Genomic DNA, 23,587 nt, shown 5'->3' on the forward strand with positions numbered 1-23,587 from the left:
TCGAACGCCCGGCTGGCGGGGCGTTCGACTGGCAACGCCCGGCTGAACGGGCGTTCGGTCGGACAATCAACAGCCGCCCCACGCAACGAGAAAGCCCCGGGCGAAACCCGGGGCTTTCTCGTTGTCGCAGAAACTACCGGTAGTCGCTGTAGCCGTAGTCGTCCAGCGGCACCGCGGCGCCGGTGGCCTGGCCGAAGTCCGGGCTGTAGTACTGATCCTCGTAGGACGGGATCGTGTACGCGGCGGCCCGGGCCTCCTCGGTCGGCTGCACCTGGATGTTGCGGTACCGGTTGATGCCGGTCCCGGCCGGGATCAGCTTTCCGATGATCACGTTCTCCTTCAGACCGTTGAGCTTGTCGCTGCGGCAGTTGATCGCCGCATCGGTCAGCACTCGCGTGGTCTCCTGGAACGACGCCGCGGACAGCCACGAGTCGGTGGCCAGCGACGCCTTCGTGATACCCATCAGCACCGGACGGCCGGCGGCGGGCTCGCCGCCCTCGGCCACCACCCGACGGTTCTCCGCCTCGAACTCCGCGCGGTCGATCAGCGAGCCGGGCAGGAACTCCGTCGAGCCCGAGTCGATGATGGTGACGCGGCGCAGCATCTGGCGAACGATCACCTCGATGTGCTTGTCGTGGATCGACACACCCTGGGCGCGGTAGACCTCCTGGACCTCGCGGACCAGGTGGATCTGCACCTCGCGCGGGCCCTGCACGCGCAGCACCTCGTGCGGGTCGGCCGAGCCCTCCATCAGCTGCTGGCCCACCTCGACGTGGTCGCCGTCGGACAGCACCCGCTCGGACCCGTCCTCGTGCTTGAAGACACGCAGCCGCTGCCGCTTGGAGAGCTTGTCGTAGACGACCTCCTCGCTCCCATCGTCGGGAACGATGGTGATCTTGTAGAACCGCTCGCCGTCCTCGAGCTGGACCCGCCCGGTGACGTCGGCGATCGGCGCCTTGCCGCGCGGCACCCGGGCCTCGAAGAGCTCCTGCACCCGCGGCAGACCGCCGGTGATGTCCTCACCGACACCACCCTGGTGGAAGGTACGCATCGTCAGCTGCGTGCCCGGCTCACCGATGGACTGCGCGGCGACGATACCGACGGCCTCGCCGATGTCGACCAGCTTGCCGGTCGCCATGGACCGCCCGTAGCACGTCGCGCACACGCCGGTGCCCGTGGTGCACGTCAGCACCGAGCGCACCTTGACCTGCGTGATGCCCGCCGCCAGCAGAGCGTCGATCTCCGGGTCGCCCAGGTCCTCGCCGCGGGCGACGACGACGTTGCCCGCCTCGTCGACCGCGTCGGTGCCCAAAGTCCGCGCGTACGCCGAGGTTTCGATGTACGGGTCGCGGATCAGCGTGCCGTCGGGCTGGCGCTCGGCCAGCTCGACCAGGATGCCGCGCTCGGTCTCGCAGTCGTGCTCGCGGACGATCACGTCCTGGCTCACGTCCACCAGACGACGGGTCAGGTAACCCGAGTCGGCGGTACGCAACGCGGTGTCCGCCAGGCCCTTTCGGGCGCCGTGCGTGTTGATGAAGTACTCCAGCACGGTCAGGCCCTCGCGGAACGACGACTTGACCGGACGCGGGATGAACTCACCCTTCGGGTTGGTCACCAGGCCCTTCATGCCGGCCAGCGTCCGGGTCTGGGTGAAGTTACCGGTGGCGCCCGAGTCGACGATCGTGATGATCGGGTTGTCGCTCGGGTAGTGCTCGCGCAGCGCCTGACCGACCTCGTCGGTGGCTTCCTTCCAGATCTCCACCAGCGCCTCGTTGCGCTCGTCGTGGTTCAAAGCACCACGCTGGAACTGCTTTTCGACCTTCTCCGCCCGCTCCTCGTAGTGGTCGAGGATCTCCTTCTTGCGCGGCGGAACCAGCACGTCGGCCATCGACACGGTGACACCGCTGCGGGTCGCCCAGTAGAAGCCGGCGTCCTTGAGCTTGTCGACGGTCTGCGCGACCACGATCATCGGGTAGCGCTCGGCCAGGTCGTTGATGATGGCGGCCTGCACCTTCTTGTGCATCTGCTTGTTCACGAACGGGTAGCCCACCGGCAGCAGTTCGTTGAACAGCACCCGGCCCAGCGTGGTGTCGGCCATCCAGGCGTCGCCCGGCTGCCAGCCGTTGGCGCCGAACAGCTCCGCCTCGATCTCGGCGGGCGGACGCAGCTGCGTCAGTCGCACCTTGATCTTGGCGCGCACCGACAGGACGCCGCGGTCGGCGGCCATGATCGCCTCGGCCGGCGAGGAGTACACCCCGACCTCCGGCTGATCCTTTGCGGCGGGCTGGAATTCGCCCAGGGCGGCGTCGACCTCGGTGGTCAGGTAGTACAGCCCGGTCACCATGTCCAGACGCGGCATGGCCAGCGGGCGCCCCGACGCGGGCGACAGGATGTTGTTACTCGACAGCATCAGGATGCGCGCCTCGGCCTGCGCCTCCGCGCTCAGCGGCAGGTGCACCGCCATCTGGTCGCCGTCGAAGTCGGCGTTGAAGGCCTCACACACCAGCGGGTGCAGCTGAATGGCCTTGCCCTCCACCAGCATCGGCTCGAAGGCCTGGATGCCCAGCCGGTGCAGGGTGGGTGCGCGGTTCAGCAGCACCGGGTGCTCGGCGATGACCTCTTCCAGGACGTCCCACACCTGGGGGCGCTGGCGCTCCACCATGCGCTTGGCGCTCTTGATGTTCTGCGCGTGGTTGAGGTCGACGAGCCGCTTCATCACGAACGGCTTGAACAGCTCGAGCGCCATCAGCTTGGGCAGCCCGCACTGGTGCAGCTTGAGCTGCGGGCCGACCACGATGACCGAACGGCCGGAGTAGTCGACGCGCTTACCGAGCAGGTTCTGGCGGAACCGGCCCTGCTTGCCCTTCAACAGATCCGACAGCGACTTGAGCGGACGGTTGCCCGGCCCGGTGACCGGGCGGCCGCGGCGGCCGTTGTCGAACAGCGCGTCGACGGACTCCTGCAGCATCCGCTTCTCGTTGTTGACGATGATCTCGGGCGCGCCGAGGTCGATCAGCCTCTTGAGCCGGTTGTTGCGGTTGATGACCCGGCGGTACAGGTCGTTGAGGTCGCTGGTGGCGAACCGGCCACCGTCGAGCTGCACCATCGGCCGCAGCTCCGGCGGGATCACCGGGACGGCGTCGAGCACCATGCCCATCGGGGAGTTACCCGACTGCTGGAAGGCGGCGACCACCTTGAGCCGCTTGAGGGCGCGAAGCTTCTTCTGCCCCTTGCCGTTCCGGATGACGTCACGCAGCGAGTCGGCCTCGGCGTCGATGTCGAAGTTCTCGATCAGCTTCTGGATCGACTCCGCGCCCATGGCGCCGGTGAAGTACTCGCCGTAACGGTCGACGAGCTCGCGGTAGAGGTTCTCGTCGACGATCAGCTGCTTGGGGGCCAGCTTGGTGAAGGTGTTCCAGATGTCCTCCAGCCGGTCCAGCTCGCGCTGGGCGCGGTCCCGGAGCTGGCGCATCTCGCGCTCGCCGCCGTCGCGCACCTTGCGACGCGCGTCGGCCTTGGCGCCCTCGGCCTCCAGCTCGGCCAGGTCGGCCTCCAGCTTCTGGGCGCGGGCCTCCAGGTCGGCGTCGCGCTGGTCCTCAACGGCCTTGCGCTCCACCATCATTTCGGCCTCGAGCGTGGACAGCTCGTTGTGCCGCATCTCGTCGTCGACCGACGTGATGACGTACGCCGCGAAGTAGATGATCTTCTCGAGATCCTTCGGGGCGAGGTCGAGCAGGTAGCCCAGGCGCGAGGGCACGCCCTTGAAGTACCAGATGTGCGTGACGGGGGCGGCCAGTTCGATGTGGCCCATCCGCTCCCGGCGCACCTTGGCGCGGGTCACCTCGACGCCGCAGCGCTCACAGATGATGCCCTTGAAGCGGACGCGCTTGTACTTGCCGCAGTAGCACTCCCAGTCGCGAGTCGGTCCGAAGATCTTCTCGCAGAACAGCCCGTCCTTCTCCGGCTTGAGCGTGCGGTAGTTGATCGTCTCCGGCTTCTTGACCTCGCCGTAAGACCATTGCCTGATGTCCTCCGCGGTGGCCAGGCCGATACGGAGTTCATCGAAGAAGTTGACGTCGAGCACGTAACTCCCTTTCCCCTTGCGGGTTTAGTGACTAGAAGTGATTAAGCCAGGTCCTCAACGGACGCGGATTCGTTGCGGGACAGGTTGATTCCCAAGTTGGCCGCGGCCCGCTCGAGGTCCTCGTCCTCGCCTTCGCGCAGTTCGATCGCCGCGCCGTCCGACGAGAGCACCTCGACGTTCAGGCACAGCGACTGCAGCTCTTTGAGCAGCACCTTGAACGACTCGGGGATGCCCGGCTCGGGGATGTTCTCGCCCTTGACGATCGCCTCGTACACCTTGACCCGGCCGACGGTGTCGTCGGACTTGATGGTCAACAGCTCCTGCAGCGTGTATGCGGCGCCGTAGGCCTGCATGGCCCAGCACTCCATCTCGCCGAACCGCTGGCCACCGAACTGCGCCTTACCACCCAGCGGCTGCTGGGTGATCATCGAGTACGGGCCGGTGGAGCGGGCGTGGATCTTGTCGTCCACCAGGTGGTGCAGCTTCATGATGTACATGTAGCCGACGGTCACCGGGTACGGGAACGGCTCACCGCTGCGGCCGTCGAACAGCACCGCCTTGCCGTCGCCGTCGACCATCACCTCGTTGTCCCGGTTCGGCAGCGTGCAGGACAGCAGCCCCTGCAGCTCCGCCTCCCGGGCGCCGTCGAACACCGGCGTCGAGACGATGGCGTTCGGCTGCGCGTGCAGCAGGTCCTCGGGCAGGTTGGCCGCCCAGTCGGGTGAACCCTCGATATTCCAGCCGGACTTGGCCACCCACCCGAGGTGGGTCTCCAGGATCTGGCCGATGTTCATCCGTCGCGGCACCCCGTGGGTGTTCAGGATGATGTCCACCGGCGTGCCGTCCGGCAGGAACGGCATGTCCTCCTGCGCCAGGATCTTGCCGATCACGCCCTTGTTGCCGTGCCGGCCCGCCAGCTTGTCGCCGTCGGAGATCTTGCGCTTCTGGGCCACGTAGACGCGGACCAGTTCGTTGACGCCGGCCGGCAGCTCGTCGTCGTCCTCGCGGGAGAACACCCGGATGCCGATGACCTTGCCGGACTCGCCGTGCGGCACCTTCAGCGAGGTGTCGCGCACCTCGCGGGCCTTCTCGCCGAAGATCGCCCGCAGGAGCCGCTCCTCCGGGGTCAGCTCGGTCTCACCCTTCGGGGTGACCTTGCCGACCAGGATGTCGCCGTCGCGGACCTCGGCGCCGATGCGGACGATGCCGCGCTCGTCGAGGTCGGCCAGCACCTCATCGGAGACGTTCGGGATGTCCCGGGTGATCTCCTCGGCGCCCAGCTTGGTGTCGCGGGCATCGATCTCGTGCTCCTCGATGTGGATCGAGGTGAGCACGTCCTCTTCGACCAGGCGGTTGGAGAGGATGATCGCGTCCTCGTAGTTGTGGCCCTCCCACGGCATGATCGCCACGAGCAGGTTCTTGCCCAGCGCCATCTCGCCGTTCTCGGTGCACGGACCGTCGGCGATGACCTGGCCGGCCTCGACCCGGTCGCCCGCGTCCACGATCGGCGACTGGTTGGCGCACGTGCCGTGGTTGGAGCGCTCGAACTTGCGCATCCGGTAGGTGTGCCGGGTGCCATCGTCGGCCATCACGGTGATGTAGTCGGCCGAGACCTCCTCGATCACCCCGGCCTTGTCCGCGACGACGACGTCACCGGCGTCGATCGCGGCGCGCAACTCCATGCCGGTGCCCACCAGCGGCGCCTCGCTGCGCACCAGCGGGACCGCCTGGCGCTGCATGTTGGCGCCCATCAGGGCACGGTTGGCGTCGTCGTGCTCGAGGAACGGGATCATGGCGGTGGCCACCGACACCATCTGGCGCGGCGACACGTCCATGTAGTCCACCTCGGACGACGGCACGTACTCGACCTCGCCGGCCTTCCGGCGGACCAGCACGCGCGACTCCTCGAACCGGCCGCTCGCGTCGATCGGCGAGTTGGCCTGCGCCACGACGTGGCGGTCCTCCTCGTCGGCGGTCAGGTAGTGGATCTCGTCGGTGACCACACCGTCGACGACCTTGCGGTACGGCGTCTCGATGAACCCGAACGGGTTGACCCGCGCGTACACCGACAGCGAGCCGATCAGGCCGATGTTGGGACCCTCCGGGGTCTCGATCGGGCACATCCGGCCGTAGTGCGACGGGTGCACGTCGCGCACCTCGAGGCCGGCCCGCTCACGGGACAGACCGCCCGGGCCCAGCGCCGACAGGCGGCGCTTGTGGGTCAGACCCGACAGCGGGTTGTTCTGGTCCATGAACTGGGAGAGCTGGCTGGTGCCGAAGAACTCCTTGATCGCGGCCACCACCGGCCGGATGTTGATCAGGGTCTGCGGCGTGATCGCCTCGACGTCCTGGGTGGTCATCCGCTCGCGGACCACCCGCTCCATGCGGGACATGCCGACCCGGATCTGGTTCTGGATCAGCTCGCCGACGGTGCGCAGCCGGCGGTTGCCGAAGTGGTCGATGTCGTCGGTCTCCACCGGCACCTCGATGCCGCCGGGCACGGTCATGACGGCGGGGTGGCCATCGGTGCGGGCGTGGTGCAGGCGCACCAGGTACTCGATGGTCGCGACGACGTCTTCCTCGGTCAGCGTGGACGACGTGATCGGCTCGCCGGCGTGCAGGCCCAGCTTCTTGTTGACCTTGTAGCGGCCGACGCGGGCCAGGTCGTAGCGCTTCTCCTTGAAGAACAGGTTCTCCAGCAGGGTCTGCGCGGACTCCTTGGTCGGCGGCTCGCCCGGGCGCAGCTTGCGGTAGATGTCCAGCAGCGCCTCGTCGGTGCCGGCGGTGTTGTCCTTCTCCAGCGTGCCCATCATGATCTCGGAGAAGCCGAACCGCTCGTGGATCTGCTCGTTGGTCCAGCCCAGCGCCTTGAGCAGCACGGTGACCGGCTGGCGGCGCTTGCGGTCGATGCGCACGCCGACGGTGTCGCGCTTGTCGACGTCGAACTCCAGCCACGCGCCGCGGCTGGGGATCACCTTGACGCTGTGCAGCAGCTTCTCGGTGGACTTGTCGATGGTCTCGTCGAAGTAGACGCCGGGCGACCGCACCAGCTGGCTGACGACGACGCGCTCGGTCCCGTTGATGATGAAGGTGCCCTTCTCGGTCATCATCGGGAAGTCGCCCATGAACACCGTCTGGCTCTTGATCTCGCCGGTGTTGTTGTTGATGAACTCGGCCGTGACGAACAGCGGGGCCGCGTACGTCATGTCCTTGTCTTTGCACTCGTCGACCGGCGCCTTGACCTCGTCGAAACGCGGGTCGGAGAACGACAGCGACATCGAGCCGGAGAAGTCTTCGATCGGCGAGAGCTCCAAGAGCACCTCTTCGAGGCCACCCACCGGCTTGACGTCGCCGCGGGCGGCCGCGGCCTCACGCCAGCGCGGCGAGCCGATCAACCACTCGAAGGAGTCGATCTGCACGTCGAGCAGGCCGGGAACCTCGAGCGGTTCGCGGAGCTTGGCGAAGGAAACTCGGTTGGGGGCTCCGGGCACGGAGCCGTTTGAGGAACTTCCGTTTGAGGAACTCTGTGGGCGATCCGTTTTGCTCTGGCGAGAATCAGCCAAGATGCATCCTTCCAGCACCTCGTGCGACTCACGAAAACCGGGACCACCGGTCTGTTCGCCGCGAATTGTGTCGGTTAGGCCGGCGAACGATCTGTCCGAGTCTCACGCGCACAACTAAAGAACTAAGCCACTAGAGGGGGCTCAGGCTTAGACCACGGTGTCAAGTGGTGGGTGAGGTGGGCAGGAAGTAGCCAGCGCAACGTCCAACAATAGCGCAGGGCGGCGCATTCCTCAACTGTCCAGCACAGGCCATCCAGGGACATCGGCGCTGGCTGGCATCTCGACTTTCCGCTGGATACATGCTGCCCAACAGACTGGCCCGTTTACGCCCCGTCGTCAAGGGGGCGGGCCGCCGAGTTACACGAAGTTATCGCGAATCCTCGGGGCGGGCCTCCTAGTCGCCGACCTCGTGCGCCCGGTACTTGTGCGTGCCCTCCATGTCGTCGATGATCGCGGCCTGGGCCTTCTGCGGCAGGGTGTGCAGGATCTCGCGGACCCGCGCCTGGCGGCGGGCGACGGCCTTGCGCTCCGGCATCCCGGGGGACGCCACGATCTGCGGAGGCACGCCCTCGATCTCCTCGACGCCGCCGGCGTGCTGCCCGGCCTCGAGGGCGGCCTGCTCCTCGGCCATGGTCGACTCGTCCTTCTCCTCGGACATGCCGATCGGCCCGATGCGGCGGCCGTTGAGGAACTGCCGCACCACCGGCTCGTCACTAGTCAGGAGCACCTCGCGGGGGCCGAACATGACCAGCTTGCGGCGGAAGAGCATGCCCATGTTGTCCGGCACGGTCCGGGCGATGTTGATGTTGTGCGTGACGATCAGGACGGTGGCGTCGATCTGGGCGTTGATGTCGAGGATCAGCTGGCTCAGGTAGGCGGTACGCACCGGGTCCAGACCCGAGTCGGGCTCGTCGCAGAGGATGATCTGCGGGTCCATCACCAGGGCGCGGGCCAGGCTGGCGCGCTTGCGCATACCGCCGGAGATCTCGCCGGGGAACTTCTTCTCGTCGCCACCCAGACCCACCATGGTCAGCTTCTCCATGACGATGTCACGGATCTCGCCTTCCTTCTTCTTGGTGTGCTCGCGCAGCGGGAAGGCGGCGTTGTCGAAGAGGTTCATCGAACCGAACAGGGCGCCGTCCTGGAACATCACGCCGAACAGCGTGCGGATCTCGTAGAGCTCCTTGGCCGAGCACTGCAGGATGTCGGTGCCGTCGATGACCACCGAGCCGCGCTCGGGGCGCAACAAACCGATCAGTGACTTCAGGAAAACCGATTTGCCGGTACCCGACGGCCCCAGCAGGACGCTGACCTCCCCGGCGGGGATTTCCAGCGTCACGTCTTCCCAGATTCTCGAGGAACCGAAGGACTTCGTGAGTCCATTCACCTCGATTGCGACGCCCATGGGAAATCCTTCCGTCGACACTCATGCCTGCCACCTGCCCTTTTGTGTGGCATGAGTCACTGTAGCGCACGCCTGCCACACGGCATCAGGGTTGCGGCACACAGCGGGGAAAAATTGGCCTTCCCGAGATCAGCCGGAAGCCGCGATGGCGCAACTTATTTGACGCACGTGTTAGCCAGCGGGCGCCCAGTTGCCGTGGAATCCCATCGGCACCCGCTGCGGCAGATGCACGGTGGCGACGTGCTCGAGCGTCTGCGCGTCCAGCAAGACCAGTCGGCCCTCGTCGCGGTCGCGGTGATAGCCGAACCCCATGAGGATGCCGTCATCCTCGGCGCCCGGTGCGGGATTGGGCACAAACGACATCTCGCCGAGCAAAAGGCCCGCATCGAGATCGGCAGCGGTGGCGGATCCGGTCGCGTAGTCGTGCTTGTACACGGCGGTCGACATCTCGGATCGCCCGCCGGACAGGTAACCGCCCTCGGTGCCGATGGTGTAGCCATACCGGTGCGGCCCGCCCAGCAAGGCCTCGTTGATGCGCGGGAATTCTTGGGGGCGATCGTCACGGCGTTCGCTGGTCACCGTCCCGGTGGCCAGGTTGACGGTCCAGCGGTCCAGCGTCGGCCGGCTGTCGCCGGGACCGCGCAGGTCACGGTCGAACATCCGCGCGTAGCGCACCACGTCGAGCACCAAAACCTCTGTGCCGTCGCGCATCTCGGAGTAGGCGTTGAGCGGGTGGTAGACGTAGCAGGGCTCGATGTCGAACCAGCGCACGTCCCGATTTCCGCCCTCTCGGGGCATCACCCCGATGCGCGCCGGGTAGTTGTCGTCCCACCGGTACGGCATCCGGCTGGTCGGCCGCTGGTTGCGATTGATCGCCGTCGCCATCGGGCTGGGCAGCCGCACGCGCCCGATGAGCGACTGCATCACCAGGCGGGCCGGTAGGCTCAGCCAACGGGGCACGTTCGCCGGCATCACCTGGACGGGGTCGAACGTGACGGGCAGGTCGTAGATCACCACGTACTTGTCGGTCAGCGAGAAGTCGTGCATCATCGGCGACCCGCCCACCTCGATGTCGACGGTGCGCCGCGCCCGGCCCTGGGTGTCGATGACCGAGTACTGCACGGTGCGCCCGCGGGTGAACGAGTAGGACACCGCGTGCAATTCGCCGGTCCGCGGGTCGGCGTGCGGATGGGCGGTGTATCCCCCGAACAGGGTTCCGTCGAAGTCGCAGGGCCCCTCGGTGTCCAGCTCGTCGGTGAGGCGGTAGTTCGCCCCGCCCCCCTCGACGAGCGCGAGCGTGTGGCCGGCGTGGCTGAGGACGTTGGTGTTGGGGCCGACGGAGAGCATGCCGGCCCGCGGGTTCAGCCCGCTGGGCGCCGGCTCGCCGAGTGCGGCGCAGACGTGGGCGGTGCGCACCCATCGGTTGCGATACCAGCGGGCCTGCCCGCCTTGCAGCGCCACGCCGTGCACCATGCCGTCGCCGCTGAACCAGTGGTAGACGGCGGGGTCCACCTCGGCGACGGGGTTGGGCCCGTTGCGCAGGTAGCGCCCGTCGAGGTGTTCGGGAATGCGTCCGGTGACCTTGAGGTCGGTGGCGGTGACCTCCGCGCTCACCGGCGCCAGGAAGTCCTCGAGGTAGGGGTTGCCGGGCTTGGCGGTTGTCGTGGTCGCCATGGCTGAGCTCCTATAACATTGTTATTTCAGCGTTATTGGCACCGTACGCCCCCGATGAGAAGATGGCAATGTGTCTTCCGAGATGACTTCGCCGATTCAGCGCAGCGTTCGCGAGGAGATGCTGCGCGCCGCGGTCGGCCTGCTCGACGAGCACGGCCCCGACGCCCTGCAGACGCGCAAGGTGGCCGGCGCCGCGGGGACCTCGACGATGGCGGTCTACACCCACTTCGGCGGGATGCGGGGGCTCATCGCCGAGGTGGCCGAGGAGGGCCTGCGCCAGTTCGACGCCGCGCTGACCGTGCCGCACACCGCCGACCCGGTCGCCGACCTGTTCATGATCGGGGCCGCCTACCGCCGCTACGCGATCAAGCGCCCGCACGTGTATCGGCTGATGTTCGGCAGCACCAGCGCGCACGGCATCAACGCGCCCGCCCACAACGTCCTGACGCTGACGGTCGCCGCGATCGAGCGCGACTACCCGAGCTTCGCGCACGTGGTGCGCGGGGTGCACCGGTGCATGCTGGCCGGCCGCATCAAACCCGCGGGCGCCGTGAAAGACGGTGTCGACGACGCGTCCGTGGTGGCGACCGCGGCGCAGTTCTGGGCGTTGATCCACGGCTTCGTCATGCTGGAACTGGCCGGCTACTACGGCGACGACAGCTCGGCCGTCGTCCCGGTGCTGGGGTCGATGACGTCGAACCTGCTTGTGGCCCTTGGTGATTCACCGGAGCGGGTGGCGCAGTCGCTGCAGACGGCGATGGGCGCCCGCTGAGCGCACGAAGCCCCCGGGACCTCGATCCCGGGGGCCTGCGCGCAGTGACTTACTTGACGGTGACGGTGGCGCCAGCGGCCTCGAGCTTGGTCTTGGCCTCGTCGGCGGCCTCCTTGGCGACCTTCTCCAGCAGCGGCTTGGGCGCGCCGTCGACCAGGTCCTTGGCCTCCTTGAGGCCCAGGCCGGAGACGATCTCGCGGACCACCTTGATGACGCCGATCTTCTTGTCGCCGGCGGACTCGAGGATCACGTCGAATTCCGACTGCTCCTCGGCGGCCTCGGCGGGCGCGCCACCGGCGGCCGGGCCGGCCGCGGCGACGGCGACCGGGGCGGCGGCGGTGACCTCGAAGGTCTCCTCGAACTTCTTGACGAAGTCGGAGAGCTCCAGGAGCGTCATCTCCTTGAACGCGTCGAGCAGGTCGTCGGTAGACATCTTTGCCATGGGTGTGGGTCCTTCCTTGTTTTTCCCAGGTTCCGGGGTGGTTGTTATTCGGCTTCGGCCGGGGCTTCCGCAGGCTCGGCGGGTGCTTCCGAAGCGGGTTCCGGGGCGGCTTCCGCGGCGGGCTCAGCGGAAGCTGCTGGCCCCGCCGATCCCTCTGCGGCCTTCTTCTCTTGCAACGCGGCCGCGAGCCTGGCGACCTGCGACGCCGGGGCGTTGAACAGCCCGGCCGCCTTGGCGAGGTTGCCCTTCATCGCGCCGGCCAGCTTGGCCAGCAGCACCTCGCGCGATTCGAGGTCGGCGATGCGCTCGACTTCGGCGACCGTCAGCGCGCGGCCGTCCATGTAGCCGCCCTTGATGACCAGCGCCTTGTGCTCCTTGGCGAAGGTCTTGATGGCCTTGGCGGCGTCGACCGGCTCCCCGGTGATGAACGCGATGGCCGTCGGGCCGGCGAAGAGTTCGTCGAGGCCGTCGACCCCGGCTTCCGACGCAGCCCGCTTGACCAGCGTGTTCTTGGCCACCGAGTACGTGGCCGACGCGCCCAGCGAGCGCCGCAGCTCGGCCAGGTTGGCGACCGTCAGGCCGCGGTACTCGGTGACCAGGGCAGCGGTCGATTCCTTGAACTGCTCGGCGATGTCCGCAACGGCGGTGGCCTTGTCAGCCCTGGCCATGCCTACCTCCTGAAGTGAAGTCATGCGACGTGTCGTCTCGATTCCCCCGAAAACGACGAACGCCCCGGCGCAGGAAACGGCCGGGGCGTACAAACACGCCGGCGCGAGCCGGCGTCGTGCCTCGTCCTCCTGCGTGGGCCGCCGGGATACCTCCCGGACCTTCGACCGATTGCTCGGTCACCGACGGTCTTCGGTGGAACGGCTAACACAATAGCGTGGCCTGCGCGGTCAGCCAAAACGGCGACCCCGGACGCCGGCTCAGATGACCGCGCGGGTGACGCCGAGGGTCAGCAGGACGAACACCGCCAGCAGCAGGGCCACCCGCAGCCGGTGCAGCCGATCCCACCGGGCCGCGAGGTCACGCGAGAGCTCACCGGCGGCCGGCCACTTGGCGATGCGGTTGTTGATCGGCACCAGCAGCGTGACCGTCAGCAGCACGACCAACACCATCAGGGCGCCGGCGGCCCCGTACAGCCAGTCGCGCGCCGCGCCCCGCTCCTTGATGGCCAGCGCCACCAACAGCAACAGGCTCAGCGCGTACCAGAACGGCATCGTCGTGCCCAGCGATCGGGCGGCGCCGACGCGGGCCGCACGGAAGGCGTCGTCGGGCAGCCGCGCGATGAGCGGGTGGAAGAACACCGCGACCGCCAGCTCCACACCCACCAGCAGGCCGATGATCACGACCGCGAGCGCGTCGATGCTGTGGTTCATGCCAGTCAGCGTAGAAAGCCGCGTGCGGCGTGCGGCGCGTCAGCCCAGGGCCGCGAGGCGGGCCGCGCCGATCAGGCCGGCCGCACCGCCGAGCTCGCCGGGCACCACCCGCAGCCCGGACAGGAAGTCCAGCCCCGCGTAGTCGGCCAGCTTCGCCCGCAGGGGGTCGAAGAGCAGCGGCCCGGATTTGGACACCCCTCCCCCGATCACGACGAGGTCCAGATCGCAGACCGCGCCGACCGAGGCGATCATCGCGGCGAGCGCGTTGGCCGATCGGTGAAAGGCCCGCCGGGCCACCGGGTCTCCGGCCGCCGCCGCGACGGCCAGGTCCCTGGCGCCCGCGCCGGGCGGCGCCGCCCACCCGTTATCGCGCGCCCAGCGCACCATCCACGGCCCGGACGCCACCGTCTCCACGCAGCCGCGGCCGCCGCACGTGCACGGCGGCCCGTCCAGTTCGACGACGATGTGCCCGACGTGGCCGGCGTTGCCGGTGCGCCCGGCGTAGGGGACGCCGTCGAGCACCAGACCGCCGCCCACCCCGGTGGAGACCACCATGCCCAGCAGGAACCGGGCGTCCGGCCCCGCGCTGCGGCCCGCCCCGATCCAGTGCTCGCCCAACGCCATACACAGGCCGTCGCCGCCCAGCACCACCGGCACCCCGGGCACCGCGCTGGCGACCCTGTCGCGCAGCGGGAATCGGTCCCAGCCCGCGATGTTGATCGGGCTGACCGATCCGGTGTGCAGGTCGATCGGCCCGGCCGAGGCGATGCCGACGGCGGTGATCGGGGCGTCGGCCGCGCGCACCGCGTCGGCGATCATCGCCTCGACGACGGCCCACACGTCGCCGGCGGCGGTCGTGACCGGGGTGGGGCGGATCGCGCTGTGCACCAGCGCGCCGGCCGAATCGACCAGTGCGGCGGCGATTTTGGTGCCGCCGATGTCCAGGCAGAGGGTTGGCATGGTCTCAGTGCCGGTGGGTGTTGTCGGGTTGGCGGGGGTCGCCGGGATGCTCGTAGCCGGGCGCGAGCCGCACCAGCTCGGCGCGGCGGGCGTGCAGCCACAGCCGGAAGGCGCGCCGCCGGGCGGCGCCGCGCAGCTGCTCGGCGATCGCCGATCGCACCTCGGCCAGCGGTGGAGCGGCCAATGCCGTTGTGCGCCAGCCGCTTTCACCCGGCCGTGCCGCGGCGAAGCGCAGCGGGTTGCGGGCGTGATAGGCGGCCACCTCGTCGTCGGTGACGTGCACGTCGGCGGTGACGTCGGCGAACAGCGCCCGGGCGCGCGGGTCGGCCAGTACGGCCGCGGCGATGCTGCCGATCTCCAGCCGTGCGGTCACGTCGGGCAGCAGCTCCGCCTCGGTCGGGGCTTCGCGCGGGTCCAGCCCGCACGCGTCCGCCTCGGCGGCGACCACCCGCCGGGTCACGATGAGCTGGGTCAGCCAGCGCCGCAGTTGGCGGCCCTCGCCGGTGCCCGCGGCCGGCAGCGCGCCCGCTCCCCGCCCAGCGCGCAGCCGCGTTTCGGCCGCGTCGACCTCCGCGCACGACACGGGGATGCCGGCGACGGTCGCGACAGGGTGGCCGCTCATGTCACCGTCACCCGGACCGCGGGCGAGTAGACCAGCCGCCCGGCGCAGCCGATGCGGACCAGCGCCCACCATTGCCCGGGTCCCAGCCAGGCCGGCGGGGTCACCCGGAAGCCGAGGCCGACGGTGCCGCCGGCGGGCAGGACCGCGCCGAGGGCGGCGGGTCCCATCCATTCCCACGTGCCCCAGGGGCTGATCAGATGCGCCTCGAGCGCCAAATCGGCCCGGGCGTGGGTGCCGACGGTGACGGTCACCTCACCCGCTTCGCCGGGTCGCAGCGTGACCTCGCGCGGCCCGTCGGCGAGGTAGACCAGCCCGCCCGGGTCGACCGCCGCGCCGCCCACCGCGACCACGCACACGTCCTCGACCGCTTGCCGCCAGGGGGCGGGGATGTGTTCGCCGGTGAGGCGCAGCCGTGCCCGGACGGGGTAGAGGCCCGGTTCTGCCGTCGGCGGGATCGACACCACCACGTCGGCCTCCAGGTGGCCGCCGCTGCACAGGGTGAAGGGCAGCTCGGCGGGCGTGGCCGACCAGCCGTCCGGGCACGCGAGGACGACCCCGCCGCGCAGCGTGGCGTCGCTGCAGTCGCTGGCCGCGGTCAGACGCACCGTCACGTCGCGGCCGGGCTGCGCACTGATCTGCGACGGGTGCAGGTGGGCGACCGCGGGCAGGCCCCCGAGCGGCGCGGGCCCGCGGTTGTGCAGCCAATAGCGGGCGTAGAGCGGCTGGGCGGCCTCGGCGTTCGGCGCCAGGGCGGCGGCGTCCGCGAGCGTCGCGGGCAGGTCGAACCGGGCCAGCACGGTCGCCACCTGGTAGCCGTGCAGGTCGACCGAATCCAGCCGCCCCTCGGGAGCCTCCAGGAGGTCGGCGGCCCGCAGGTCGCTGATCGCCGCGACGTCCGAGCTAAGCGTCACCCGCGCGCCCGCCCCGGTCGTCTCCACCAACCGCAGGGCGACCGAGTGCGGGTCGACCGGCGCGGCGCGGCCCGCGGTCAGCGGATCGCCGGCCGCCTTGAGGGCCGCCAGGTGGACCGAGTCGGCGAGCTCGACGCGCAGCAGCGCACCGACCGGCGGCAGCGCACCGGGCCGCCGGCCCCCGGCGACGGCGAGCAGCGGCTGCGCGAACTGCGCGCTGCGGGTGGGGATGTCCGCGCGCCGCCAGTCGCCGTCGCCGCTGACCAACGCGTAGTCGAAATCGTGGGTCCAGTGCTGCAGCTGGAAGTTGGAGCCGTCCGGCGCGGTGCGGCGGGGGTCATCGATCCAGATGCCCGACGGCCAGCCGGTGCACGAGCGCATCAGCGCGGTGTGCAGGGTGCCCTCGGTGTCGACGGCGAAGCTGGGCACCCCGCGGTTGAGCAGGGCGACGGTGCGGTCCTCGAACGCCTCCGTTCCCGACGCGGGCCGCTGCGCGACGATCTCGGCGTCACCGAGATCGTCGGCCAGCGCGGCGATCTCCGCGCGCAGGTCCTCGTCGGCGCGGCCGTCGACGACCAGCACCGGCAGCGCCCGCAGTCCACGCAGGTCGGCGCCGGGCACCCACACCGCGGCCAGCGGCGTCTCGGCCGGCACCCAGACCCGGGCCCGGCCGGTCGCCGCCAGCTGGCGGTCGAGTTCCCGGGCGTACACCGCATCGGCGTGGGCCAGCACCGCCTCGGTGAAGGCGTTGCGGTCCGGCCCGCCCAGCGCGATCCGCACGTCGGGCAGGTTGGAATCCACCTCCAGGTGGCCGTAGCGGGGCTTGTCCGCGGCGCTGCAGGTGGCCGTGACTCCGGCGCGGACCAGCGCCACCATCAGCGCGCGCGCCAGCGGCCCGGACACCGCCTCCGCCGGAGACACCACCTCGGCGACCGAGATCGCCCGCACCCCGGCCCCCGACACCCGGACCCGGGCGGCCGAGGACAGGCCGAACCAGCCGTACGCCGGGTTGTCCAGGGCCCACAGGTGCCGGGCGGTGTCCACCGCGCGCGGCCCGTCGTGCAGCAGCGCGAAACCGCGGCCGACGACGGCGTCGCCGACTTCGCTGACCGGCATGGCGCCCGGCACCGGGCACGGCCAGCGCAGCCGCACCAGCTGATCGGCGCCGGTGAAGTCGTCGATGGTGGTGCGGCAGTCCACCCGCGCGACGCCCCGCCACAGCGTCAGGGTCTGGGTGTAGCGCAGCAGCGTGCCGATCCGACCGCGGACCACCACCCGCTCACCGAGGGGTCCGCGAAAGGCCCGCACCCGCGCCGGCGATTCCGACGAGCACACCACCGGCCCCTTGGGCAGCAGGTGCCACGGTCCCTCGCCCTGCGTGGGGTGCGACGGGTATTCCTCGTAGACGGCGAGCTCGTTGCCCACCCGGCCCTCGGCGATCAGCTCGCGGCCCCCCTGGGCAGACAAGTCGATCAGCGAGGCGACGGCCCCGCCGCGGGCCTTGTCGACCTCGAGCCGGTAGTGCTCGTTGGCGATCACCGATCCCGGCACCGCCGCCCAGCCGGCCGCTTGGTCGGCGGGTGCCAGCCGGTAGGCCCGCCAGCCCAGCGACCCGACATCGCGGGCCAGCCAGGTGACCGAGCTCCCGTCGTGCTCGACCAGCGCGGGCAGTTCGGCGCCGTCGGCGTCCAGCACCCGCACGCCCGCGGGCAGCGGCGGATCGATGCGCGCGGTGACGAGATCGGTGCGTGGGTGCGCCAGGGGGTTCCACACGACGACGTCGCCCTCGATCGCCCCGGACAGCAGCGCCAGCGAGGCGTCCCGGGCCGTGCGGCCCAGCTCCCACGCGTCGCGCCAGCCGGTCAACAGGTCGAGGTAGACCTGGTCGGATTCCGACCCGGTGATCGCGTCGTGGTGCGCGCCGTAGGCCAGCTGCACCCACGCCTTGGCCAGGGCCGCATGCGGGTAGTCGGCGCCGGTCGCCAGGGCCGCGAACACCGCGAACCGCTCGGCCGCCAGCACGGCGTTCTCGGCGGCCCGGTTGGCTTGTTTGGTGTCGATGTAGGACACGTCCTTGCCGGTGTAGATCGGGTTCATGTCCCGGGTCTGCGGCGACGGCTCACACCCGCGCTGCGCCAGCTCGGCGCGCACCGCCGCGAAGAACTCGCGCGGCAGCGCGCACACGAATCGCGGCCAGGTGTAGCGGGCGGCCCAGTCGCGATGGATCGCGGTGACCCATGTGTTGGGCGGCGTGTAGTCGGTGCCGACGGGCAGCAGCACGTTGCGGGTCAGCGCCACCGTTTTGAGCTGATCGAACAGCTCGTACGTGGCGTCGGAGGCCTCGCGCAGCGTGGTCGCGGAGTCCATCCACCACCCCGCCGAGTAATGCGCGGGCATGTAGTGGGTGAGCAGGCCGCGGCCCGACGGCGAGATCCACTCGAACTCGCTGCAGAACTGCATGCCGCCCAGTCCGCCGTCGCTGTGCATCGGGCCCCACTGGTGGTGCGGTCCCCGGGCCCACGAACTCGACGTCAGGCCGGCGTCGGCGGCCAGGCCCGGGAACTGCGGGTCGTGGCCGAACACGTCCAGCTGCCACGCGGTCGCCGGGTCGGCACCCAGGACGTGGCGCTGAAAACCCATGCCGTGCACCAGGTTCCGGATGGTCGTTTCCGGGCTGGTGAGATTGGTGTTCGGTTCGTTGTAGGTGCCGCCCAGCACCTCGACACGGCCCTGCGCGATGAACCGGCGCAGGTCGGCGCGGTCCTCGGGGCGGGTGTCCCAGTACGGCTTGAGGTAGTCCACCTCGGCGAGCACGAACTTGTACTCGGGCTCGCGGCGGGCCATCTCCAGGTGGGCGTGCACGAGCTCGAAGCCGTTGGTCTGCCGGGCCCGCCCCGGCGGATCCTCGGTCCATTCGCTGGTGTAGGCGCCCTGGGTGTTCCACCACACCGGGTCGTAGTGGAAGTGACTGACCATGAACATGGTCCAGCCGGGCTCGGCGACCGTGAACTCGAACGGCAGGTCCGCGCGCCCGGCGCGCACCCGCGCGGACCGTCGCTCGCCGACCACCGGACGGTCCAGGGTGACGGGGACCTCGACGAGCTCGTCGCCGATATCGGCGACCGCCTCCCCGGTCAGGCCGTCCCCGTCGATGCGGACCCGCCTCGGCTCGCCCACCCCGGCGACGGTGACGCGCGCCAGCTGCAGCGGGGCTTCCGGCGGCCCGACGAAAAGCTCCGTCGACTCCGCCGAAACCAGCTGCATCCCCGCACTTTACGGCGGCGCGGCCAACCGAGAAACCCGTCGCCTGACCGCGAACCCGTCGCATTGGTGGAAAGCTCGGTGCCATGGCAGATCTGAGCGCCCAACTGGCCGACCAACTCGACTGGCACTGGCGCAACCAGCTGCGCCCTCGCCTGGGCGGCCTGACCGACGACGAGTACTTCTGGCAGCCGGTGCCCCACTGCTGGACGGTGCACCCGGACGGGTCGATCGACTTCGCGTTCCCGGCGCCCAGCCCGGCATCGTTCACCACGATCGCGTGGCGCATGGCACACGTGATTGTCGGGGTGTTCGCGATGCGTGCCCATCACCATTTCGGTGGACCGTCCGCCGATTACCAGAGTTGGAACTACGCCACCACCGCCGCCACCGCCCTGCGGCAACTGGACGAGACGTACGCGGTGTGGATCAACGGTGTACGGTCGCTGTCCGCCGCCGACCTGACCCGCCGCTGCGGCGCGGCCGAAGGGCCGTACGCCGACTACCCGCTGAGCGCGCTGGTCTTGCACATCAATCGGGAAGCGATCCACCATGGCGCCGAAATCGCTTGCCTGCGCGACCTTTACGTTCACAACAGGATGGATTGACAATGCCCGCCCTCGCACCACCGGTGTCCGATGAACGCAGCGCCCTGCGCGAATTCCTGGCGTTCCACCAAAGCGCGTACTTCGCCGTCAGCTACGGCCTCACCGACGAACAGGCCCGCTCCACGCCGTCGGCCAGCGCGCTGTCGATCGGCGGGCTGGTCAAGCACGCCACGGGGATGCAGCACAGCTGGATGACCCGCGTCGCCGCCGCGCCCGACGCGCCGCCGAAGGACACCCGTCCGTTCGAGCAGATCAGCAAGGAGTTCGCCGACCAGCATGTGATGGGTCCCGACGAGACGCTGGACGGGCTGCTGCGGGCGTTCGAGGCGCAGAACGCGACGTCGCTGCGGCTGGTCGAGACCGCGGACCTCGACGCCGCGGTGCCCGTGCCGCGCGACATCCCCTGGTTCCCCAAGGACCAGCGGGCGTGGTCGGTGCGCTGGGTGATCCTGCACGTGATCAACGAGCTGGCGCGGCACGCCGGTCACGCCGACATCGTCCGGGAGACGATCGACGGCGCGACCATGTACGAGCTGATCGCCGGGCACGAAGGCTGGGCGATCGAGGGGTGGGTGCAGCCGTGGCGAGGCGGGCACCGGCACCAGTAGAGATTGGGACTTGCCAGCACCGGTTTGGCAGACTGCTGGAATGAGTTCTACCAAGCATCGAGAGGTGGCCAAGCTCGACCGGGTGCCGTTGCCGGTCGAAGCGGCCCGGGTAGCGGTGACCGGTTGGCAGGTCACCCGCTCCGCCGCTCGCATCGTCACCAAGCTGCCCGGCAGGGGTCCGTGGCAGCAGAAGGTGATCAGGCAGCTCCCCCAGACCTTCGCCGACCTGGGACCGACGTACGTCAAGTTCGGGCAGATCATCGCGTCGAGCCCGGGGGCGTTCGGCGAATCGCTGTCCCGGGAGTTCCGCGGCCTGCTGGACCGGGTGCCGCCCGCCGACCCCGGCGAGGTGCACAAGCTGTTCATCGAGGAGCTCGGCGCCGACCCGTCCGAGCTGTTCGCCAGCTGGGACGAGGAACCGTTCGCGTCGGCGTCGATCGCCCAGGTGCACTACGCGACCCTGCACAGCGGCGAGCAGGTCGTCGTCAAGATCCAGCGGCCGGGCATTCGCCGCCGGGTCGCCGCCGACCTGCAGATCCTCAAGCGCTTCGCCCAGGCCGTCGAGGTGGCCAAGCTCGGCCGCCGGCTGTCCGCGCAGGACGTCGTGGCCGACTTCTCCGACAACCTGGCCGAGGAGCTCAATTTCCGGCTGGAGGCGCAGTCGATGGAGGCGTGGGTCTCGCACCTGCACGCCTCCCCGCTGGGCCGCAACATCCGGGTGCCGCAGGTGTACTGGGACTTCACCAGCGACCGGGTGCTGACCATGGAGCGGGTGTCCGGCATCCGCATCGACGACGTCGCCGCCATCCGCAAGGCCGGGTTCGACGGCGTCGAGCTGGTGAAGGCGCTGCTGTTCTCGCTGTTCGAAGGTGGGCTGCGGCACGGGCTGTTCCACGGCGACCTGCACGCGGGCAACCTTTACGTCGACGATCAGGGCCGGATCGTGTTCTTCGACTTCGGGATCATGGGCCGCATCGATCCCCGCACCCGGTGGCTGCTGCGCGAATTGGTGTACGCGCTGCTGGTCAAGAAGGACCATGCCGCGGCGGGCAAGATCGTGGTGCTGATGGGGGCCGTCGGCACCATGAAGCCCGAGGCCCAGGCCGCCAAGGATCTGGAAAAGTTCGCCACCCCGCTGACCATGCAGACGCTGGGCGACATGTCCTACGCCGACATCGGCCGGCAGCTGTCGGCGCTGGCCGACGCCTACGACGTCAAGCTGCCCCGCGAGCTGGTGCTGATCGGCAAGCAGTTCCTCTACGTCGAGCGGTACATGAAGCTGCTGGCGCCGAAGTGGCAGATGATGTCGGATCCGCAACTGACGGGGTATTTCGCGAACTTCATGGTCGAAGTCAGCCGCGAGCACTCCTCGGACGTCGAGGTATAGGCGTGCAGGTCCGCACGGGATACGCCATATCAGGCGACCTGAAGCTGTACTACGAGGACATGGGCGACGTCGACGACCCGCCCGTCCTGCTGATCATGGGGCTGGGGGCCCAGCTGCTGCTGTGGCGAACCGCGTTCTGCCAAAAGCTGATCGACCAAGGGCTGCGCGTCATCCGGTACGACAATCGAGACGTCGGCCTGTCCAGCAAGACCCAGTACGGCAGCTCGGGACAGCCGCTGGCGACGCGGTTGGTCCGGTCCTGGCTCGGTCTGCCCAGCCGGGCGGTGTACAAGCTCGAGGACATGGCTGACGACGCGGCGGCCGTGCTCGATCATCTGGGCATCGAACGCGCCCACATCGTCGGGGCGTCGATGGGCGGCATGATCGCCCAGATCTTCGCCGCGCGATTCCGCGAGCGGACCCAATCCCTGGCGATCATCTTCTCCAGCAACAACGCGGCTCTGTTGCCGCCGCCGGCACCGCGCGCGCTGCTGGCCCTGTTGAAGGGGCCGCCGCCGAACTCGCCGCGCGAGGTGATCGTCGACAACGCCGTGCGGGTCGGCAAGATCATCGGCAGCCCGCGCTACCGGGTGCCCGACGAGCAGGCCCGCGCCGAGGCCGCCGAGGGGTACGACCGCAATTACTACCCGCAGGGCGTGGCGCGGCACTTCGCCGCGGTGCTGGGCAGCGGCAGCCTGCGGCGCTACAACCACGGCACCGTCGCTCCGACCGTGGTGATCCACGGCCGGGCGGACAAGCTGATGCGGCCCTTCGGTGGCCGCGCGGTGGCCCGGGCCATCGACGGCGCCCGATTGGTGTTATTCGACGGGATGGGTCATGATCTGCCACAGCAGTTGTGGGATCAGGTGATCGGCGTGCTGACTAACAATTTCGCCAGGGCGTGTTGAGCCAAAAGGCATTCCGCAGAAACATTTCCCCGCATTTTCAGTCCATGCCGCAGGGTTGTACGGTTGTCGAAGGAGGGTGGGTGTCGCAATGGTGAAGCTGGAGCCGTATTACGAAGAGTCGCAGGCTACCTACGACATTTCGGACGACTTCTTCGCGTTGTTCCTCGACCCAAACATGGTCTACACCTGCGCGTATTTCAAAGACGACGACATGACCTTGGAACAGGCGCAGCTGGCCAAGCTGGACCTGGGGCTGGACAAGCTGAACCTCGAGCCGGGCATGACGGTGCTCGACGTCGGGTGCGGCTGGGGCGGGGCCGTGGTCCGGGCGCTGGAGAAATACGACGTCAATGTCATCGGCATCACGCTCAGCCGCAACCATTACACGCGCACCAAGGCGCGGCTGGCCGCGATCCCGACGACGCGGCGCGCCGAGGCCCGGCTGCAGGGGTGGGAAGAATTCGACGAGCACGTCGACCGGATTATCAGCTTCGAGGCCTTCGACGCGTTCAAAAAGGAACGCTGGCCCGCGTTCTGGGACTGGGCATATGAAACCCTCCCCAACGACAGCCGGATGCTGATGCACAGCATCTTCACCTACCCGCAATCGCACTGGAAGGAAGTCGGCATCAAGATCACGATGTCGGACCTGCGCTTCCTGCACTTCCTCGGCAAGGAGATCTTTCCCGGCGGGCAGATGTGCGGCGAAGCCGACATCGTCGACCTTTCGCGAGCCAGCGGTTTCGGCCTCGAGCAGACGCAATACCTGCAGTCGCACTACGCCCGGACGCTGGACACCTGGGCGGCCAACCTGGAGGCCAACCGCGACCGCGCGATCGCCATCCAGTCCGAAGAGGTCTACGACCGCTTCATGCGCTACCTGACGGGCTGCGCGAACCTTTTCCGCAAAGGCATCTCGAACGTGGCCCAGTACACGCTCACCAAGTAGCGTCGGCGGAAAGTAGAGTTTGGCTGCGCGGTCGGGCCCGCGACGCGCACTCGC

The 23,587-nt window shown here is 69.2% G+C and carries 16 protein-coding genes; 6 read left to right on the top strand and 10 right to left on the bottom strand.

The features are described from left to right. Window positions 1-133 precede the first annotated feature (133 nt). The 4 genes from K883_RS05085 to K883_RS05100 form a co-directional block, all read right to left on the bottom strand. Window positions 134-4,084: a DNA-directed RNA polymerase subunit beta' gene (locus K883_RS05085; protein ID WP_007167803.1), complete on the bottom strand. Its 3,951-nt coding sequence runs from the start codon at window positions 4,082-4,084 to the stop codon at window positions 134-136. A gap of 41 nt (window positions 4,085-4,125) precedes the next feature. Then, window positions 4,126-7,647, bottom strand: a complete 3,522-nt coding sequence (locus tag K883_RS05090) for a DNA-directed RNA polymerase subunit beta (RefSeq protein WP_086427211.1) — start codon at window positions 7,645-7,647, stop codon at window positions 4,126-4,128. Window positions 7,648-8,041: 394 nt separating this feature from the next. After that, window positions 8,042-9,052 (bottom strand): ABC transporter ATP-binding protein, encoded by a 1,011-nt coding sequence (locus tag K883_RS05095; protein WP_007167801.1) that lies wholly within the window; start codon window positions 9,050-9,052, stop codon window positions 8,042-8,044. Window positions 9,053-9,223: 171 nt separating this feature from the next. Beyond that, window positions 9,224-10,726, bottom strand: coding sequence for a carotenoid oxygenase family protein (locus K883_RS05100; protein ID WP_020823613.1), 1,503 nt, complete (start codon window positions 10,724-10,726; stop codon window positions 9,224-9,226). Between the two features lie 82 nt (window positions 10,727-10,808). On the opposite strand from K883_RS05100, the gene K883_RS05105 reads away from it, so the two are divergent. Beyond that, window positions 10,809-11,498 carry a TetR/AcrR family transcriptional regulator gene (locus K883_RS05105; RefSeq protein ID WP_020823614.1) on the top strand — a complete coding sequence of 230 codons (690 nt, stop codon included), beginning with the start codon at window positions 10,809-10,811 and terminating at the stop codon, window positions 11,496-11,498. Window positions 11,499-11,547: 49 nt separating this feature from the next. Here the strand turns inward: K883_RS05105 and rplL are convergent, their stop codons facing one another. From rplL to K883_RS05135, 6 genes are all read right to left on the bottom strand, one after another. Next, window positions 11,548-11,940 carry a 50S ribosomal protein L7/L12 gene (gene rplL, locus K883_RS05110; protein ID WP_008260886.1) on the bottom strand — a complete coding sequence of 131 codons (393 nt, stop codon included), beginning with the start codon at window positions 11,938-11,940 and terminating at the stop codon, window positions 11,548-11,550. A 44-nt stretch (window positions 11,941-11,984) separates the two neighbouring features. Then, on the bottom strand, window positions 11,985-12,608 hold the full coding sequence (gene rplJ, locus K883_RS05115; RefSeq protein WP_020823616.1) for a 50S ribosomal protein L10: 624 nt from the start codon (window positions 12,606-12,608) through the stop codon (window positions 11,985-11,987). A 258-nt stretch (window positions 12,609-12,866) separates the two neighbouring features. Next, a complete protein-coding gene (locus tag K883_RS05120; protein ID WP_020823617.1) occupies window positions 12,867-13,319 on the bottom strand; it encodes an anthrone oxygenase family protein in 453 nt (150 codons plus the stop codon). Window positions 13,320-13,358: 39 nt separating this feature from the next. Next, on the bottom strand, window positions 13,359-14,279 hold the full coding sequence (locus K883_RS05125; protein ID WP_020823618.1) for an ROK family protein: 921 nt from the start codon (window positions 14,277-14,279) through the stop codon (window positions 13,359-13,361). A gap of 4 nt (window positions 14,280-14,283) precedes the next feature. Next, a complete protein-coding gene (locus tag K883_RS05130; protein ID WP_036453906.1) occupies window positions 14,284-14,901 on the bottom strand; it encodes a DUF7158 domain-containing protein in 618 nt (205 codons plus the stop codon). Continuing rightward, a complete protein-coding gene (locus tag K883_RS05135) occupies window positions 14,898-19,076 on the bottom strand; it encodes a glycoside hydrolase family 38 N-terminal domain-containing protein (RefSeq protein ID WP_008260893.1) in 4,179 nt (1,392 codons plus the stop codon). The genes K883_RS05130 and K883_RS05135 overlap by 4 nt, the downstream gene beginning before the upstream one ends. A gap of 83 nt (window positions 19,077-19,159) precedes the next feature. On the opposite strand from K883_RS05135, the gene K883_RS05140 reads away from it, so the two are divergent. From K883_RS05140 to K883_RS05160, 5 genes are all read left to right on the top strand, one after another. After that, on the top strand, window positions 19,160-19,681 hold the full coding sequence (locus K883_RS05140; RefSeq protein ID WP_036453907.1) for a DinB family protein: 522 nt from the start codon (window positions 19,160-19,162) through the stop codon (window positions 19,679-19,681). Between the two features lie 23 nt (window positions 19,682-19,704). Then, window positions 19,705-20,289: a DinB family protein gene (locus tag K883_RS05145; RefSeq protein WP_014381146.1), complete on the top strand. Its 585-nt coding sequence runs from the start codon at window positions 19,705-19,707 to the stop codon at window positions 20,287-20,289. 40 nt (window positions 20,290-20,329) lie between these two features. Then, window positions 20,330-21,676, top strand: a complete 1,347-nt coding sequence (locus K883_RS05150; protein ID WP_020823622.1) for an ABC1 kinase family protein — start codon at window positions 20,330-20,332, stop codon at window positions 21,674-21,676. Window positions 21,677-21,735: 59 nt separating this feature from the next. After that, window positions 21,736-22,584 (top strand): alpha/beta fold hydrolase, encoded by an 849-nt coding sequence (locus K883_RS05155; RefSeq protein ID WP_263646913.1) that lies wholly within the window; start codon window positions 21,736-21,738, stop codon window positions 22,582-22,584. 88 nt (window positions 22,585-22,672) lie between these two features. Then, window positions 22,673-23,533, top strand: a complete 861-nt coding sequence (locus tag K883_RS05160; RefSeq protein ID WP_008260900.1) for a cyclopropane mycolic acid synthase family methyltransferase — start codon at window positions 22,673-22,675, stop codon at window positions 23,531-23,533. Window positions 23,534-23,587 lie beyond the last annotated feature (54 nt).

The sequence above is a fragment of the Mycobacterium sp. TKK-01-0059 genome, assembly GCF_000709305.1.
In the GTDB taxonomy this organism is placed as follows: Bacteria; Actinomycetota; Actinomycetes; order Mycobacteriales; family Mycobacteriaceae; genus Mycobacterium; species Mycobacterium intracellulare.

Bases quoted from the DNA above. Each gene is read 5' to 3' on its own strand.
- K883_RS05155 (WP_263646913.1), top strand. From the start codon at position 21,736: ATGGGCGACGTCGACGACCCGCCCGTCCTGCTGATCATGGGGCTGGGG.
- rplL (WP_008260886.1), bottom strand. From the start codon at position 11,940: ATGGCAAAGATGTCTACCGACGACCTGCTCGACGCGTTCAAGGAGATG.
- rplJ (WP_020823616.1), bottom strand. From the start codon at position 12,608: ATGGCCAGGGCTGACAAGGCCACCGCCGTTGCGGACATCGCCGAGCAG.
- K883_RS05125 (WP_020823618.1), bottom strand. From the start codon at position 14,279: ATGCCAACCCTCTGCCTGGACATCGGCGGCACCAAAATCGCCGCCGCA.
- K883_RS05150 (WP_020823622.1), top strand. From the start codon at position 20,330: ATGAGTTCTACCAAGCATCGAGAGGTGGCCAAGCTCGACCGGGTGCCG.
- K883_RS05160 (WP_008260900.1), top strand. From the start codon at position 22,673: ATGGTGAAGCTGGAGCCGTATTACGAAGAGTCGCAGGCTACCTACGAC.
- K883_RS05135 (WP_008260893.1), bottom strand. From the start codon at position 19,076: ATGCAGCTGGTTTCGGCGGAGTCGACGGAGCTTTTCGTCGGGCCGCCG.
- K883_RS05100 (WP_020823613.1), bottom strand. From the start codon at position 10,726: ATGGCGACCACGACAACCGCCAAGCCCGGCAACCCCTACCTCGAGGAC.
- K883_RS05095 (WP_007167801.1), bottom strand. From the start codon at position 9,052: ATGGGCGTCGCAATCGAGGTGAATGGACTCACGAAGTCCTTCGGTTCC.
- K883_RS05120 (WP_020823617.1), bottom strand. From the start codon at position 13,319: ATGAACCACAGCATCGACGCGCTCGCGGTCGTGATCATCGGCCTGCTG.
- K883_RS05130 (WP_036453906.1), bottom strand. From the start codon at position 14,901: ATGAGCGGCCACCCTGTCGCGACCGTCGCCGGCATCCCCGTGTCGTGC.
- K883_RS05140 (WP_036453907.1), top strand. From the start codon at position 19,160: ATGGCAGATCTGAGCGCCCAACTGGCCGACCAACTCGACTGGCACTGG.
- K883_RS05105 (WP_020823614.1), top strand. From the start codon at position 10,809: ATGACTTCGCCGATTCAGCGCAGCGTTCGCGAGGAGATGCTGCGCGCC.